The sequence below is a fragment of the Amycolatopsis keratiniphila subsp. keratiniphila genome (assembly GCF_001620365.2).
Lineage (GTDB): Bacteria > Actinomycetota > Actinomycetes > Mycobacteriales > Pseudonocardiaceae > Amycolatopsis > Amycolatopsis keratiniphila.
This window is the reverse complement of record NZ_LQMT02000020.1, coordinates 267,764-282,722: the sequence shown is the minus strand read 5'-3', so window position 1 is coordinate 282,722 and position 14,959 is coordinate 267,764. Positions and strand designations below refer to the sequence as shown.

The 14,959-nt window shown below is 67.9% G+C and carries 17 protein-coding genes; 13 read left to right on the top strand and 4 right to left on the bottom strand.

Annotated elements, in window-relative coordinates; all coding sequences use genetic code 11:
• Positions 1-47: 47 nt before the first annotated feature.
• Positions 48-584: a hypothetical protein gene (locus AVR91_RS21600; protein ID WP_063277141.1), complete on the bottom strand. Its 537-nt coding sequence runs from the start codon at positions 582-584 to the stop codon at positions 48-50.
• 222 nt (positions 585-806) lie between these two features.
• Between AVR91_RS21600 and rpmE the strand changes: the two genes are divergently transcribed.
• Together rpmE and prfA are read left to right on the top strand one after the other, a co-directional pair.
• Entirely contained in the window at positions 807-1,034 is a 228-nt protein-coding gene (rpmE, locus tag AVR91_RS21595; protein ID WP_007028345.1) for a 50S ribosomal protein L31, read from the top strand.
• An 81-nt stretch (positions 1,035-1,115) separates the two neighbouring features.
• Positions 1,116-2,186 (top strand): peptide chain release factor 1, encoded by a 1,071-nt coding sequence (gene prfA / locus AVR91_RS21590; RefSeq protein WP_037341383.1) that lies wholly within the window; start codon positions 1,116-1,118, stop codon positions 2,184-2,186.
• A 10-nt stretch (positions 2,187-2,196) separates the two neighbouring features.
• On the opposite strand, the gene AVR91_RS21585 is transcribed toward prfA, so the two are convergent.
• The 3 genes from AVR91_RS21585 to AVR91_RS21575 are packed head-to-tail and all read right to left on the bottom strand — an operon-like array spanning position 2,197 to position 5,238.
• The gene (locus AVR91_RS21585) at positions 2,197-2,934 is read right to left on the bottom strand and encodes a hypothetical protein (protein WP_063277142.1); all 738 of its coding nucleotides are present in this window, start codon (positions 2,932-2,934) and stop codon (positions 2,197-2,199) included.
• 53 nt (positions 2,935-2,987) lie between these two features.
• The gene (wsfD, locus tag AVR91_RS21580) at positions 2,988-4,421 is read right to left on the bottom strand and encodes a glycan biosynthesis hexose transferase WsfD (protein ID WP_063277172.1); all 1,434 of its coding nucleotides are present in this window, start codon (positions 4,419-4,421) and stop codon (positions 2,988-2,990) included.
• Positions 4,422-4,452: 31 nt separating this feature from the next.
• Positions 4,453-5,238, bottom strand: a complete 786-nt coding sequence (locus AVR91_RS21575) for an alpha/beta fold hydrolase (RefSeq protein WP_063277143.1) — start codon at positions 5,236-5,238, stop codon at positions 4,453-4,455.
• Positions 5,239-5,297: 59 nt separating this feature from the next.
• Here AVR91_RS21575 and AVR91_RS21570 point away from each other — a divergent pair, with 59 nt between their 5' ends.
• The 11 genes from AVR91_RS21570 (at position 5,298) to AVR91_RS21520 (ending at position 14,948) form a co-directional block, all read left to right on the top strand.
• Complete coding sequence (locus tag AVR91_RS21570) at positions 5,298-5,645, top strand: MerR family transcriptional regulator (RefSeq protein ID WP_063277144.1); 348 nt, start codon at positions 5,298-5,300, stop codon at positions 5,643-5,645.
• A gap of 7 nt (positions 5,646-5,652) precedes the next feature.
• Complete coding sequence (locus tag AVR91_RS21565; RefSeq protein ID WP_063277145.1) at positions 5,653-6,201, top strand: HD domain-containing protein; 549 nt, start codon at positions 5,653-5,655, stop codon at positions 6,199-6,201.
• A gap of 84 nt (positions 6,202-6,285) precedes the next feature.
• On the top strand, positions 6,286-7,152 hold the full coding sequence (gene prmC, locus AVR91_RS21560; protein ID WP_063277146.1) for a peptide chain release factor N(5)-glutamine methyltransferase: 867 nt from the start codon (positions 6,286-6,288) through the stop codon (positions 7,150-7,152).
• Between the two features lie 120 nt (positions 7,153-7,272).
• Complete coding sequence (locus AVR91_RS21555) at positions 7,273-9,258, top strand: M6 family metalloprotease domain-containing protein (protein ID WP_063277147.1); 1,986 nt, start codon at positions 7,273-7,275, stop codon at positions 9,256-9,258.
• 390 nt (positions 9,259-9,648) lie between these two features.
• The gene (locus AVR91_RS21550; protein WP_037341398.1) at positions 9,649-10,299 is read left to right on the top strand and encodes an L-threonylcarbamoyladenylate synthase; all 651 of its coding nucleotides are present in this window, start codon (positions 9,649-9,651) and stop codon (positions 10,297-10,299) included.
• Between the two features lie 73 nt (positions 10,300-10,372).
• The gene (locus AVR91_RS21545) at positions 10,373-11,524 is read left to right on the top strand and encodes a glycosyltransferase family 4 protein (protein WP_037341400.1); all 1,152 of its coding nucleotides are present in this window, start codon (positions 10,373-10,375) and stop codon (positions 11,522-11,524) included.
• Between the two features lie 56 nt (positions 11,525-11,580).
• The gene (locus AVR91_RS21540) at positions 11,581-12,036 is read left to right on the top strand and encodes a hypothetical protein (RefSeq protein ID WP_063277148.1); all 456 of its coding nucleotides are present in this window, start codon (positions 11,581-11,583) and stop codon (positions 12,034-12,036) included.
• A gap of 379 nt (positions 12,037-12,415) precedes the next feature.
• On the top strand, positions 12,416-13,213 hold the full coding sequence (atpB, locus tag AVR91_RS21535) for a F0F1 ATP synthase subunit A (RefSeq protein ID WP_063277149.1): 798 nt from the start codon (positions 12,416-12,418) through the stop codon (positions 13,211-13,213).
• 61 nt (positions 13,214-13,274) lie between these two features.
• Positions 13,275-13,529 carry an ATP synthase subunit c family protein gene (locus tag AVR91_RS21530; RefSeq protein ID WP_063277150.1) on the top strand — a complete coding sequence of 85 codons (255 nt, stop codon included), beginning with the start codon at positions 13,275-13,277 and terminating at the stop codon, positions 13,527-13,529.
• 33 nt (positions 13,530-13,562) lie between these two features.
• A complete protein-coding gene (locus AVR91_RS21525; protein WP_063277151.1) occupies positions 13,563-14,120 on the top strand; it encodes a F0F1 ATP synthase subunit B in 558 nt (185 codons plus the stop codon).
• A 6-nt stretch (positions 14,121-14,126) separates the two neighbouring features.
• Positions 14,127-14,948: a F0F1 ATP synthase subunit delta gene (locus AVR91_RS21520; protein WP_063277152.1), complete on the top strand. Its 822-nt coding sequence runs from the start codon at positions 14,127-14,129 to the stop codon at positions 14,946-14,948.
• Positions 14,949-14,959 lie beyond the last annotated feature (11 nt).

Here is a 14,959-nt window from a genome sequence, read left to right as displayed (position 1 = left end):
GGCCTTCACGCGCTGTCGGGGCGCTTAGCTCGCGAGAGCGGAGGAGATCAGCGGTGCGGAACGGCCGCAGGGGTCCAGCCGCGGTAGTTGTTGAAGTAGTGCACGCTCGACGCGTGGCCGATCTTGCCGCCGATGCTGGAGGCGTAGATCCCGCCGGAGCCGTCGGCGATGCCGACGTGACCCCACTGGCTGATGTTCCAGTACACGAAGGAGCCCTTCGGCGGCGTCCCGGTCGTGTGCTTCGGGCTCGCGCCGTTCCAGTGCGCGTTGGCCGAGGCCCAGACGCCGGTCGTTCCGTACGCGTTCTCGACGGCCTTCTCGCAGAGGCCCTGGTACGCGGTGGAGCCCATGTGGTTCTTGAACCACTGGACGGCGCCGGCGGGCGTGCCGTCACCGGCGCCCTGGATGGCCAGGTCACCGTCGGACAGCGTGGTGAACGTTCCCGCGGCCGGGTTGATGTCGGCGGCGGTGATGGTGGCGCCCGTTTCAGGGGCCGCCCCGGCGGCCGGGGCCACGGCGAGGGCCGCGATTGCCAGCGCGGCGACGGACGCCGGCTTCGCCACCTTGGCGAGGATGCTGCACATGATCAATACCTCCTGTTGAGGAATCACCAACAGGAAGACGGTCCCGTGATCAAGTACAAATTTCGTACAACTCACCGTCGATAGTTGATGACTCAACGTGCTGGAATATGCCGGGGGAGGGGTGCGTTGACGCCACTGCCAGCACATCTGGCAAAATCATCCGCTGAAGTCCGGCGCCGGTTCACCCCGCTCGGGGACCCGGAGCCAACGAGAGAGGACACCATGAAAAGCGGTATTCACCCCGAGTACGTCGTCACGCACGTGAACTGTGACTGTGGCAACGAATTCACCACGCGCAGCACCAAGACCTCCGGCAACCTCCACGTCGAGATCTGCTCGAACTGCCACCCGTTCTACACCGGCAAGCAGAAGCTCATGGACACCGGCGGCCGCGTCGCGCGCTTCGAGGCTCGCTACGGCAAGCGCAAGAAGGCCGAAGACGCCAAGTAGCTTGAACGACGGCGCCTACCCGCATGTCCGGGTGGGCGCCGTTTTTCATGGTTCTGTCCGGGTCCGTTGAGAGGTGGAGTGGTGGATTCGAGTTCGCTGAAGGGTCTGCTCGAAGAGCACGCCCAGCTGGAAGAGCAGCTGGCCGACCCGTCCGTGCACGCCGACCAGGCGCGTGCCCGCAAGCTCGGCCGCCGGTACGCGGAGCTGAGCCCCGTCGTCAAGACGGTCCGCGAGCTCGACACCGCCCGCGACGACCTCGAGACGGCGAAGGAACTGGCCGCGGAAGACGCCGCCTTCGCGGCCGAGGCCGAGGAGATCTCCGCCAAGATCCCCGTGCTCGAAGCCAAGCTCACCGAGCTGCTCCTTCCGCGCGACCCGTACGACGGCTCCGACGTCGTCATGGAGATCAAATCGGGTGAAGGCGGCGAGGAGTCGGCGCTGTTCGCCGGCGACCTGCTGCGCATGTACCTGCGCTACGCCGAGCGTCACGGCTGGAAGGCCGAGGTACTCGACTCGGTCGACTCGGACCTCGGCGGTTTCAAGGACGTCACCGTGTCCATCAAGAGCCGTTCGGCCGAGGCCGACGGCGTCTGGGCGCGGCTGAAGTTCGAGGGCGGGGTGCACCGCGTGCAGCGCGTGCCCGCCACCGAATCGCAGGGCCGCATCCACACCTCCGCCTCGGGCGTGCTCATCTACCCCGAACCCGAGGACGTCGAGGTCGAGATCGACCCCAACGACCTGCGGATCGACGTCTACCGCTCCTCCGGCCCCGGCGGCCAGAGCGTGAACACGACCGACTCCGCCGTGCGGATCACGCATATCCCCACCGGCGTGGTCGTCTCGTGCCAGAACGAGAAGTCGCAGATCCAGAACCGCGCCCGCGCCCTGCAGGTGCTCCAGGCCCGCCTCCAGGCGATCGCCGAGGAGGAGGCCGCCGCGAAAGCGTCCGACGCGCGCCGTTCGCAGGTCCGCACCGTCGACCGCTCCGAGCGGGTCCGGACGTACAACTTCGCCGAGAACCGCATCGCCGACCACCGGGTGAACTACAAGGCGTACAACCTGGACCAGGTCCTCGACGGCGACCTCGACGGTGTGCTGGACGCGCTCATCACCGCGGACCGCGAGGAGCGGCTGGCCGCCCACGCCGGCTGATCCGCGCTGCCTAACCCGGCTCGGTGGAGAACGGATCGTCCTCCAGCGCGGTGTGGATTGCCCGGACCGACATGCCGACGTGCGAAAGCAGGTCGGTCACCTCGCGCGTCACCCGGCTGAGCGCCTCGTCGCCGCTTTCCCCGGCGAGAGCGGGAAAAGCCGACAGCAGCACCGCTTCGCAAGGGCCCGCGTCCGTGCTGATCCGGACCATCGACGCCGAAAGGTCGGTCGCGGGGCGGCCGCACAGGTCCACGGCCAGCCGCAGGTCACCGGTGGGCACGTAGAGATGCACCCGCGAAATGACATCGGTTTCCGCGCGCGGGGTGAAATCGTGCCTGGTGACGTACGCGGGCTCGCGGGGATCCGTACCACCGACGGACGCCATCAGCGAATAAAGCGTGAATCCGTCCGCCGGGACGTCATAGGCGTCGTAGCTACCGTATTGCCCGGTCTCCGGAGTGCCGTGGATTTCGAAGAATTCCGCATTCAGACCGAAGTGGAAAAGCGCGGGTACCGCGGCACGATGCAGTGTTTCGGCGGGATCTTCGCCGTCGGCGGGCGGCGTGCGATAGCCGACGGAGACCAGGTATCCCGTCCAGCCCCCTTCCGGATCCGCCCGGCAGATCTCCAGCTCGGTGGCCTCGAACTCGCCGATGAGACGTCCGCCCAGCGTGGTGGCCGCGGCGAAATCATCGGTTTCGATATTCGCCGATATTCGCGTGACGACAGTCGTTTCCCGGAGATCCATGACTGTTTCTTTGAGCCCTTCGGCGCGTACAGGTTCGTGCTCTTCCAGGCGTTTCAAGCGGAGAGGGAGGCCGTCTCCGGCTCGCGTTCCTCGGCCGCCGGCGGTTCTTCCTTGCGCCGCGGCAGGAACGAGAGCGCGGCGAAGGCGGCGGCGAGCAGCGTCGGGTAGATCGTCAGCTGCTGGTGCTTGACGTTCTCGATGCCTTCCGCGAGACCGGACACCAGGATCTGGCCCATCGCGAAGAGCAGGAACATGAGCACCACGATGCCGACGTCGCGGCGTCCGGTGCGGTTGCGGAAGGCGCGGAGTCCCGCCCAGCCGATGAGCAGCCAGATCGGCAGCAGGGCGAACAGTCCCAGCGGGGCGATCCAGCCGGTGATCCCGGACAGCACCGGGATCCGGTATTCCTTGGCGAGCGGCGGCTGCCCGGCGTGCTCACCGAAGCTGCCGAGGTTCGGCACGCGCGCGGTCAGCGTCTCCTGCGCGGACCGGTGCAGCATCTCGACGACGCGCACCGGGTGGTCGAGGTAGTACTGCGCGACATTGCGTCGGCTGATCTTGTCGCGGTACTTGGCGTACTCGGGGTCGCGCCAGGCCGCGTTCGCGCTCCACCAGCCCGTGCCGACGTACTTCGCGAACTCGGGCGGCAGGCCCAGCGCGGCGAGGTCGCCGGTGGTGTCGTGTTTCCCGTCCACGATCCCGTTGAACACGACGTGGTACATGTTGGCCTCGCGGTACTCCGCGTTGGCCGAGTCACCCGCTCCCTGCACCAGCGCGGTGCCGGTGCCGACGACGGCGAGTACGGCCAGCGGCAGCGCCCACCGGGCCAGGCCGCGGCTGCCTTCCGGCCGGACGAACAGCAGCGCGATCGCGAACAGCGGGATCAGCAGCAGCGTCTGGGACTTCGCGTTGATCCCGATCATCGCGCCGAGCACGGTGACCGCGGCCCCGGTGTAGCGCCACGGCCCGGTGCGGTGCATGAGCAGAAGCCCGCCGGCGAGCAGGAGCATCCCGAGGAAGGCGGCGCCCTCGCTCAGCACGGAGGCGAAGTACCCGAAGAAGGCCGAGTCCGCCGCGACCAGCAGCAGCGCGGCCGTGGCGATGACGCTGTCGCGGACCGAAAGGCGCAGGCCCACGACGATCGCGGCGATCCCGCCCGCGACCAGCAGACAGCCGAGCACCCCCAGCACCAGCAGGTTCAGGATCGCGGACGAGCCGAGCAGCTGCCCGATCTCGCTGGCGATCTTGTCGATCCAGCTCTGGCTGGAGATGTACTCGCTGTTGCAGGCCGGGGCGGGGCCGTAGGAGAAGCGGACGAAGTATTCCGAAGGCCGGTCGAGCTCGCGGGCGCCGAGCTGGCACAGGATGCGCCATCCGTCGCCGTTGTCCGCCATGCCGATCGGACGTGGCACCAGGAAACGGACGAGGAGCACCCCGAGCGCGGCGAAGAAGACGCCCAAGGTCAGTCGGATTTCCCGGATCTTCACCCGCGTCACCTTAGAAGATTCCGCAGGGTGATCAGTTCGTACCCTCTCCAACACCTGCGGAGAGGAACTTTTGGATCACGCCGAGCCATTCGCCGGGCGCCTCGGCGCCGATACCGTGCCCGGCTTCGATCTCGACCAGTTGGGCGCTGGGGATCCCGGCCGCGAGCTCGCGGGAATGGGTGGGCGGGACGAACCGGTCGAGCGCCGTGGCGACGACGAGGGTGGGGACCGAGACCCCGGCCAGTTCGGCGCGGGTGTCGACGTTCGCGACCAGGTCCACGTGTTCCGGGCTGCCCTCCGGGATGAACTCGGCCAGCCCGTCGATGGCGGCTTCGAGCTCCGCGGGTGTCAGCGCGTTCAGCTGCTTCTCCCCGGTGCCGGCGAAGGTGAGGTACTTCGCCAGCAGCCTCCGGTCGCCGCGCAGCAGCTCGCGCCAGACGTCGAGACCCAGCAGGAGCCGGTTGTCCGGTTTCGCGAGCCCGGCGGTCAGGATGAGCCCGGTGACCCGATCGGGGTGCCGCGTCGTGGCGCGGACGGCGACAGCGGTGCCGAGCGAGTAGCCGAGGATCGCGAAGCGTTCGAGACCGGCGTCGACGGCGATGGAGACCAGTTCGTCCGCGACGGCGTCGAGGTCCAGCGGCTCGGTGCTGCGCGGCGTGGCCCCGGAGCCGGGGTAGTCGGGGCCGACGACGGTGTGGGTGCGGGCGAGGTCGTCGAGGATGCTCCCGAAGTTGCCCTCGACGCCGCCGCCGGCGCCGTGGGCGAGCAGGAGGCCGGGACCGGAACCGCGGACGACGTGCGCGAAATGATTCGTCATGCCGGCGACGTTAGGTACTGACATCGATGTGAAGGTCAAACTCGGATGACGGGGGTCACATGCTGATCGGCGAGCTGTCCCGGCGGACCGGCGTGAGCCAGCGGCTGTTGCGTTACTACGAGGAGCAGGGGCTGCTGGTGTCGCGGCGCGATTCCAACGGTTACCGCACTTTCGACGACGACGCGGTCACCACGGTGCGGCAGATCCGCGCGCTCCTCGCGGCCGGGCTGAGCACGCAGGTCATCGGCAAGGTGCTTCCGTGTGCCACGGGTGAATTGCCCGAGCTGGACATGTGCCCGACCGTGGTGGCGGAGATCCGGCGGGAACTGGCCGAAATGGACGACCGCATCGACACGCTCCGGTTGCGGCGCGGGACACTGGCCGGATATCTCACCGTCGACGCGTAGGAGAACTGTGGAAGTCCTGGCCAGATTCGGATTCGAACTGGGTGTGCTCAAGCGGATCCGGCGGGCGGGCTGGTGGCAGGCCGGAGTCCGCGATCCCGAATCGGTGGCCGAGCACACCACGCGGGTCGCGCAGCTGGCCGGCCTCCTCGCGGCCGAGGGCGGCGCGGACCCGGCGCGGGCGGCGTACCTCGCGTTGTGGCACGACACGCAGGAGACGCGGACCGGGGACCTCCCGCACACGATCAAGGGGTTCGTCGAGAAGCCGGATCCGCGGGCGATCACCGCCGCGCAGACGTCGGCGCTCCCCGAGGCCGCGCGTGACTCGGTGCGTGACGCCGTCGACGAGTACGAGTCCGCCGAAAGCCCTGAAGCGCTCTACGCGCGTGACGCGGACAAGCTCGAAATGCTGCTTCAGGCCGTGGAGTACCGCGACATCGGTGTACGGAACGTAGACGAATGGATCGCTTCGGCGACGAAGAGCCTCCAGACAGACCTCGCGCGGCGGGTGGCCGAAGCGGCGCTGACGTTGTCTTCGCTCTCGTGGCGGGTGCGCTGAAAGGAATCGATACCCTGAGCCCGCGTGTATCGACCCCGGCACGCGTGCCTCGTGTGTCAGGCTTGACTCTGTGAAGGAACACCAGTGAACCGGCAGCCGTTGCGCCTCGCCATCATGGAAGCGACCCGCATCCTCACCGAGGCCGGAGTGGCGTCACCGCGTTCGGACGCGGAGCTGATCGCCTCCCACGTCCTCGGTGTCGAACGCGGCCGCCTGCCGATGGTGCCGCTGGTGGACCCGCCGGTCGTCGACGCGATCGGCCAGCTCGTGAACCAGCGGGCCAAACGGATCCCGTTGCAGTACCTCACCGGCTGGGCCGCGCTCGGCGACATCACGGTGAACGTCGGCGCCGGGGTGTTCGTCCCGCGTCCGGAGACCGAGCTGCTCCTGGAATGGGGCCTCAAACTGCTGCACGGACGCGAGTACCCGGTGGTGGTCGATCTGTGCACCGGGTCCGGTGCGCTGGCGCTGGCCGTGCAGCACGCGCGGCCGGACGCGGTCGTCTACGCCGTCGACATCGACGCGCAGGCGCTCGCGTGGGCCCGGCACAACGCCGACGTCCACGCCGACGCGGGGGACACGCCCATCCGGCTGTACTCCGGCGACGTCGCGGACAGCACGATGTTCGCCGAACTCGACGGGCTCGTCGACCTGGTCCTGTGCAACCCGCCGTACGTCCCGGAAGGCACGCCGGTGCCGGCGGAGGTCGCCGAACACGACCCGCCGCGGGCGGTGTTCGCGGAGGAGAGCGGGCTGGCGGTGATCCGGCACGCGATCGCGGCCGCCGCGCGCCTGCTGCGGCCCACCGGCGGGATGGCGATCGAGCACGACGACACGCACGGTTCCGCCGTCCCGGCGCTCGTGCGGGCGCGGCGGGTGCTCACGGACGTGCAGGGTCACCTCGACCTCGCCGGACGGCCGCGTTTCGTCACCGCCCTGCGCGTCTCCTGATCCCGCGTTCGGCGGATAGTTAGCGAGACTCACGACTTCCGGCGGTGCCCAGGGCAAAGCCCACCTCCTAACGTCGATCACGGCCGCCTCATCGGCGGTCCGACTGGGAGGTGTACCCCGATGCGATCGTCTCTCCGACGAGCCCCACTCAGAACACTCGCCGTCCTCGCCACCGTCGCGCTACTGCCGGGTCTGGTCGCCCAGCCCGCGTCCGCCGCGGCGCCGGTGCGCGGCTGGCCGGCCGCGATCGACGGATCGACCTGGGAGAACCAGGACCACATGACGTGGGACGACTACCGCAAACCGCCCGGCACCAACTGGGCCGACCCGGCGCTGAAGCCGACCAAGCGGATGTTCAAGGGTGCCGTGGTGCTCGCGGACTACCCGGATCAGGAATTCGCCGTCACGCAGCCCGCGCGTTCCACGGTGTTCGGCAACCCCGGCCCCGCCGCGAGCAATATCCCGCGCGCCGAAGTCGCGAGGTTCTACCAGGACTTCCTCAACAAGCCGCAGGCGCTCAACCAGGGCCACACGATCAACGAGTACTGGATGGAGGACTCCGGCGGCAGGCTGGGCGTCGAACTGACCGCGTTCGGCCCGTACCACCTGCCCGGCAAGTCCTTCGAATACGGCATGGAGTTCCAGCCCGACGCGTGCCCGCCGGACGCGAACTGCAAGCGTGACCTGCGCACCGACGCGGGCGCGGCCTGGCGGGCGGACGTGGGCGACGTGTCCAAGCAGTTCGACTTCGTCTTCTATCTTTCCGCCGGCCAGGACGAGAGCTCGACCTGGCAGGAATTCGGTGTGATGAAATTCGGCGAGAAGGAGAACGTGCCCGCCGAATTCGGCCCCGGCGTCGCCGGCATGCCGAACGCCGCGTCCACCCGTTATGTCCCGTGGACGTCGTGGAAATCCGCCGCGAGCATCTGGCCGAACGCGATCACCGGCTCCTCGACCCAGGCGGAAAGCTCGGGACAGGGCGTGTACGCGCACGAATTCAGCCACATCCTCGGCATCGGCGACAACTACAACAATCCCTTCGGCAACCCGCCGTCCCGCACCTACACCGGACCGTGGGAAATGATGTCGCGCGGCAGTTTCAACGGTCCCGGCGGACCGCACACCCGCTGGCAGATCCCGGCGACACAGGGCGGCTCGATGGGCTCGCACCACATGCTGCGCACGAAGATGAAGCTCGACATCATCGATCCTGAAGACGTCCTGAAGCTCGACCGGAACTCCCTCGCCAAGACAGGCCCGGTTTCGGCGAGGATCACGGCGCGTTCGGTCCTGCCGGGACAGGGTGCCTACAGCGGTATCAACATCGCGCTCACCGGCGGGGACCTTTCGCCGAAATGCGATCGCTCGAAGGATCCGTTCTGCGACGGCGGCGGATACCACAACTACACCGTCGAGGTCGTCGACCGGATGGGCAGCGATTCCTTCGCCCCCGATTCCGGTGTCCTCATCGCGAAGACGAAGAACCAGGACAACGCGCCGTTCGAATGGATCATCGACGCGAACCCGGCCGACATCGGCATGACCGACTACAAGAAGCCGGACGGCACCCCGGTGCCGATCCCGATCGGTGACTACCGCCAGCTCAACGACGCCGCGTTCAAGGCGGGCACCGGGTCCGCGAGCAAGTACGAGTACACCGACGAGGCGAACAGGCTGAAGTTCCTCGTCTCCGACATCGAACGCGACCGCAAGGGCGTGCTGTCCTACGTCGTCACGGTGGCTTCGCTCGACGGAGCGGGCTCGCAGGCCAGGGGCGTTTCGCTGTGGCCGTCGGCCCCGGCGTTCGCCAAGCAGGGGCTCGCGAGCTGCTCGTTCCCGGTGCTCAACACGGGCAACGCGAAGGGCGCGGTGGCGCCGTACAACACCGACACCTATCGCCTGAGCGCGTCCACCAGCGCGAAGGGCTGGGAGGTGCGGCTGCCGAACGAGCTGTCCACCGTCCCGTTCGGCGGACGGTCTTCGGCGACCGCGCACGCCAAACGGGCCGCGGGCGGTGACCACGTCGCGCACATCAAGCTGACCGCGACGTCGATCGCGGACCCGGCGAAGTCGGCGACTTCGTTCTGTACCGCTTTCGCCTTCTGACGCTCGCTCCGGATGTCATGAAAGGGTCGTTCAGGACGAAAAACGTCCTGAACGACCCTTTCATGACACTGGCCCGGCTCGGTACCACGGCGCGCGCATCTGAGGCTTTCATGTACCCGGGGAAGGTGTGAAGGTCGAGTTCCCTCGGCTGAGCCGAGGGAAGGGGGCCTTCACGCGCAGTCACTGTGACTGCTGGGGCTGCTGTCGCAGGTGCGCCGCAAGTGGTGACCTTGAAGGTAGTGAAGGCCTCCTTCACTACCTTCAAGGTAGGCAAGGAGGCCTTCACGGACCTGCCCCGAATCGACATTCACGACCGCCCGGCCGAGAAAAACGCACCGAGACGGGCACCTTGGCGAGCCCCGCCACACCGCGGCGCTACGCTCACTGCCCATGAGCGCGGTGTACGACTGCAGCAAGCACGAATCCCGGGCCGACGGGCTCGCCGCGGCGGCGAGCGCGGTGCGCTCCAGCCGTCTGGTCGTCCTCCCGACCGACACGGTCTACGGCATCGGCGCGGACGCCTTCGACGGCGGCGCCGTCCAGTCCCTCCTGCGGGCCAAGCACCGCGGCCCCGACATGCCGGTCGGCGTCCTGGTCGGTTCCTGGTCCACTGTGGACGGACTCGTGCTCGGTACGCCGCCGCAGGCCCGCGCGCTCATCGAGGCCTTCTGGCCCGGCGACCTCTCGATCATCCTCCCGCACGCCCCGAGCCTGCAGTGGGATCTCGGCCAGTCGCGCGGAACGGTGATGCTCCGGATGCCGCTGCACCCGGTCGCGCTGGAACTGCTGCGCGACGTCGGCCCGATGGCGGTCTCGAGCGCGAACGTGTCCGGCCGTCCGCCCGCGACCACCGCGCAGGAAGCGGTCGACCAGCTCGGGGACAGCGTGGCGGTATACCTCGACGGCGGCTCGTCCGGCGAGCCCGTTCCGTCCACGATGGTCGATCTCACCGGCGACGACCCGGTCATCCTGCGGGAGGGCGCGGTCAGCCGCGCCGCCGTCGCGGAAGTACTGGGTGTGCCCGCGGAGTCACTGGCCTAGGACCGTCGGCCGTCGTATCCCCCTGACGCGGTAGCGTGTTCGAGTGACTTGGACCTCGGCGGCGTAACGCACCATGCCTCCTACGCAAGGCCTCCCGATCCGGGAGTACATCCTCGTCGCCCTCACCGCGGCGGCCGTGACCTTCCTGCTCACCGGTGTCGTGCGCCGGGTCGCCATCCGGATCGGCGCGATCGCCAACCCGCGGGCCCGCGACGTCCACGTCACCCCGATCCCGCGGATGGGCGGCATCGGCATCTTCCTCGGTGTCGCCGCCGCGATGGGGCTCGCGCACCAGCTGCCCGCGCTGAGCCGGGGCTTCGACTTCTCCTTCGACTCGCTGGGTGTCCTGCTCGCCGCGGGGGTGATCTCCCTGATCGGCGCGCTCGACGACCGATTCGAGCTGGACGCCTGGACGAAGCTCGCGGGCCAGGTCATGTGCGCCGGGATCCTGGTGATCTTCGGTGTGCAGTGGGTGTCGTTCTGGGTGCCGTGGGGCGGCGGTGGCGACTCCTTCGGCCAGGTCCTGGTACTGGACAAGAACCAGGGCGCGCTGCTGACCGTCGTGCTGGTGGTCGTCATGGTCAACGCGATGAACTTCGTCGACGGCCTCGACGGTCTCGCCGGCGGCCTCGGCTTCATCGCCGCCGCGGCGACCTGTTCCTTCTCGCTCGGCCTGCTCGACTCCTCGGGCGGCGACGTCGGCGCGTACCCGCCCGCCCTCATCGCCGCCACGCTCGCGGGGGCCTGTCTCGGCTTCCTGCCGTACAACTTCCAGCCCGCGAAGATCTTCATGGGCGATTCGGGTTCGATGATGATCGGGCTCATGCTGGCCGGTGCGACGACGTCCGCGTCGGGCCGCGTGCCGTACCCGCAGTTCAGCGGCAAGGACGCGCTCGCGCTGCTCTCGCCGCTCGTGGTGGTCGCCGCGGTGCTGTTCGTGCCGTTGCTCGACCTGATCATGGCGGTCATCCGCCGCACCCGACGCGGCGAGAGCCCGTTCGCGGCGGACAAGATGCACCTGCATCACCGCCTGCTGGAGATCGGCCACTCCCAGCGCCGCGCGGTGCTGCTCATCTACTTGTGGGCGGGGCTGCTCGCGTTCGGCGCCGTTTCGGTGACACTCTTCGACAGTGTCGCGGTTTTCTGGATTGTCGGATTCGGCTTCCTGCTGGCGACGCTGGTGTCGATCGTGCCGAGACTGCGGTCGCGGAACCGGACTGCCTGAAGGCCCGTATCGGCACGGGCCTACACTGGCGGGCTGAGACGACCAGGGAGTTTTCTGTGAGCGAGACCGAGAAGACCGTCGAGGCGGAGGAGAACCCCCACGCCAAGGTGGTTCTGCAGGCGGCCAACGCGATGACGAAGGCTTCCCTGAAGCTGGTTCCGCCCGCGGTGCTGATCTGCATCGTGGTCTTCACCATCCTCAATGGACTCCCGGGCCTGCTCGGCTCGGTCGTCGGTGGCGTGCTCGCCATCGTGTCCGCCCTCGCGACGCTGGGCCTGATGCGCTTCAGCGCGGGCATGGACCCGATGTTCGTGATGGTGATCGCTCTCGGTGGTTACGTGCTCAAGATCGTCCTCCTGTTCGGGGCGCTGACCCTGCTCCGCGGGGTGAGCTCGATCCACCCGATGGCCTTGGGCGTCACCATGATCGTCGCCATCCTGGTGGCCGCCGCGGTGGAGTTCGCGGCCTTCCGCAAGACCAAGATCCCGACGATCATCCCGGCTTCCCGCTGATTTCGGGACCCAGGTCCTGACCTGGGACGGGACCTAGGTCCTCGGCCGATCAGGGGCAATGTAGTACGCCTGTACGGCCCGTCGGAACCTGCTGATATGGTCCGCGTATGGGCGGCGGCCTCGGCTGCCGGCTCCTGATGACGAACCCCGAACAGCAGTGTGGCGACGGCGTTGAATCGTCCCTCATTACCCGCTGGTAGGCGTCTGTCTCCCGGGAGCACTGCATCGAGAATCCTCGTGTGCGGAACGTGAAACCGTGTTCAGCACATCGTGGGGTGGCCGCCTCCGACGGCCCGATACGTGTCGGGTACGTTAAGTCCAGATCGTGACGATTCCCCCGGCGGAGTGAACGCCGGCCGGGAGAACCGGAAGGAGCCCAGTGGGCGCGCTGGTACTAGCCGAGGGTGCGGAGTTCGCGCCGCCTGGTGTCAAAGACTTCAACCTGCCGCCGTTGTTCGGTTCCGGCTATTGGTTGAGCTTCACCAAGCCGATGCTGCTGGTGGTCATCTCCCTGATCATCATCATCACCTACTTCATGGTGACGTCGCGCCGGCTCAAGGTCGTCCCCGGCAAGGGACAGTTCATCGCCGAGTCGATTTACAACTTCGGCCGCAACAACATCGCGCGTGAGCAGATCGGTTCGGCCGACTTCAAGCCGTTCATTCCGCTGATCCTGGGGCTGTTCAGCTTCGTGCTGGTGAACAACCTCTTCGGGATCATCCCGTTCTTCCAGTTCCCGACCATGGCGCGGATCGGTTTCCCGGTCGCCCTCGCGTTCCTTGTCGTTTACCCGGTGTACCACTACGTCGGGTTCAAGCGCCACGGTTTCAAGGGTTACCTCAAGAAGGAACTGGCTCCGGCGGGTATTCCCGGATTCGTTCTGCCGCTGTACTCCACCATCGAGTTCGCGCAGAAGTTCTTCATCGCGCCGGCCACCCTGGCCATCCGAGTCTTCGCGGCGATGTTCGCCGGGCACCTCATCATCATGGTCTTCACGCTCGGCGGGAGTTTCCTGCTGACCGAGGGCGAAGGACTCGTGAAGGTCGCGTCACCGGTGGCATTCCTCTTCGCCATCGCGATGACCTTCCTGGAGGCATTCATCCAGATCCTGCAGGCGTACATTTTCGCACTGCTGTCCGCAGGGTACATCGGCGCCGCACTGGCGTCGGAGCACTGAGAAACACCAAAAGCCCCCGATCCGCGTGAGTCGCGCGGACCGAGTTTGAAGGGAAACGCACGTGAGCAACATCGTTCTTGCGCAGGCCGCCACCGAGGCCGTCAGCATCAACAAGGGTCTTGCCGCCATCGGTTACGGCCTCGGCGCGATCGGCCCCGGTATCGGTGTGGGTCTCATCTTCGCCGCGGTCATCAACGGCACCGCCCGTCAGCCGGAGGCCCAGGGCAAGCTGCAGGGCATCGCCTTCTCGACCTTCGTGCTGACCGAGGTGCTCGCGCTGATCGGTATCGTCATCTACTTCCTCGCCTCCGCCTAGGGCTGAGTTCCGCTCATCGCTTAAGGAGACGTTGTGCTGAAGACCGAATTGGTGTTGGCCGCCGAGGAGGCGCCCAACCCGATCGTGCCGCACGTTCCCGAGCTCATCCTCGGGTTCATCGCCTTCCTTCTGCTGCTGTTCGTTCTGAAGAAGTACGTGGTCCCTCGTTTCGAGGCGACCTACGAAGAGCGGACCAAGCTGATCGAGGGTGGCATCGAGCGGGCCGAAAAGGCTCAGGCCGAAGCCGAAGAAAACCTTGCGCAGTACAAGGCGCAGCTGGCGGAAGCCCGTTCCGAGGCCGCGAAGATCCGCGACGACGCCCGGCTCGAAGCCGAGCAGATCAAGGCGGAGCTGCGGGCCGAGGCCGAAGCCGAGTCCCAGCGCATCGTCGCCCAGGGGCAGGCTCAGCTGCAGGCCCAGAAGGCGCAGATCATCGCCGAGCTGCGCGCCGAACTCGGCCGTAACTCCGTCGAGCTGGCCAGCCGCATCGTCGGCGAGTCGCTCGCGGACGACGCGCGCCGCCACGGCACCGTGGACCGGTTCCTTGCCGAGCTGGAGACCGCTGGTGCCTCCAACGGAGCGGGGAAGTAGACCAGAATGACGCTGCATGCTGCGAGCCGTGAAGCGCTCGACCTCGCCGAGAAGCGTCTCGGCGAGGTTCTGGCCGCCGCGGGTACGGACCCGGCGACGGTCGGCGACGAGCTGCTTTCGGTCGTCGCCCTGCTGGACCGGGAGATCGGCCTGCGCCGGGCCGTCGCCGACGGTTCGGCCTCGTCCGAAGCCCGGATCGGCCTCGCCCGCGGGGTCCTCGCGGGCAAGGTTTCCGAACCGGCCCTGCAGGTGCTCGACTCCGTGGCGGGCAGCCGCTGGTCGAGCCCGCGCGAACTGACCGACGGGCTCGAGGCCCTCGGCCGCTCGGCGCTGCTCACCAGTGCGGAGAAGTCCGGGAACATCGACGCTGTCGAAGACCAGCTGTTCCGGGTCACTCGTATCGTTGCGGGTGCGCCGGAGCTCGAACAGGCCTTGTCCGACCTGACCGCTCCCGCCGAGGCGAAGCGGACCCTCGTCCGCACCCTGTTCGCCGACAAGGTGGACGTGGTCACCAAGACCCTCGTCGAGCAGGTCGTCCTGCGCGCCAAGGGCCGCGGGGTCGCCAACGCCCTCGAGCGGCTGGTCCAGCTGGCCGCGGAACGCCGTCAGCGCTCGGTCGCCCAGGTGACCAGCGCCAGCGCGCTGTCCGAAGAGCAGCACGCTCGGCTGAGCGAGAAGCTCAACGCCCTGTACGGGCGGCAGCTCGCGCTGCACGTCGAGGTCGACCCGTCACTCGGCGGCGGACTGGTGGTCCGCGTCGGCGACGAGGTCATCGACGGCAGCACCGCAGGGCGCATCGACGCCCTGCGTCGCCGGCTGGCCGGCTGAACCCACAACAA

Coding starts and splice junctions, on each gene's coding strand:
- AVR91_RS21600 (WP_063277141.1), bottom strand. CDS start 584: ATGTGCAGCATCCTCGCCAAGGTGGCGAAGCCGGCGTCCGTCGCCGCG.
- AVR91_RS21575 (WP_063277143.1), bottom strand. CDS start 5,238: ATGACGAATCATTTCGCGCACGTCGTCCGCGGTTCCGGTCCCGGCCTC.
- AVR91_RS21545 (WP_037341400.1), top strand. CDS start 10,373: ATGCCTCCTACGCAAGGCCTCCCGATCCGGGAGTACATCCTCGTCGCC.
- AVR91_RS21520 (WP_063277152.1), top strand. CDS start 14,127: ATGACGCTGCATGCTGCGAGCCGTGAAGCGCTCGACCTCGCCGAGAAG.
- AVR91_RS21570 (WP_063277144.1), top strand. CDS start 5,298: ATGCTGATCGGCGAGCTGTCCCGGCGGACCGGCGTGAGCCAGCGGCTG.
- AVR91_RS21585 (WP_063277142.1), bottom strand. CDS start 2,934: ATGGATCTCCGGGAAACGACTGTCGTCACGCGAATATCGGCGAATATC.
- AVR91_RS21550 (WP_037341398.1), top strand. CDS start 9,649: ATGAGCGCGGTGTACGACTGCAGCAAGCACGAATCCCGGGCCGACGGG.
- AVR91_RS21555 (WP_063277147.1), top strand. CDS start 7,273: ATGCGATCGTCTCTCCGACGAGCCCCACTCAGAACACTCGCCGTCCTC.
- rpmE (WP_007028345.1), top strand. CDS start 807: ATGAAAAGCGGTATTCACCCCGAGTACGTCGTCACGCACGTGAACTGT.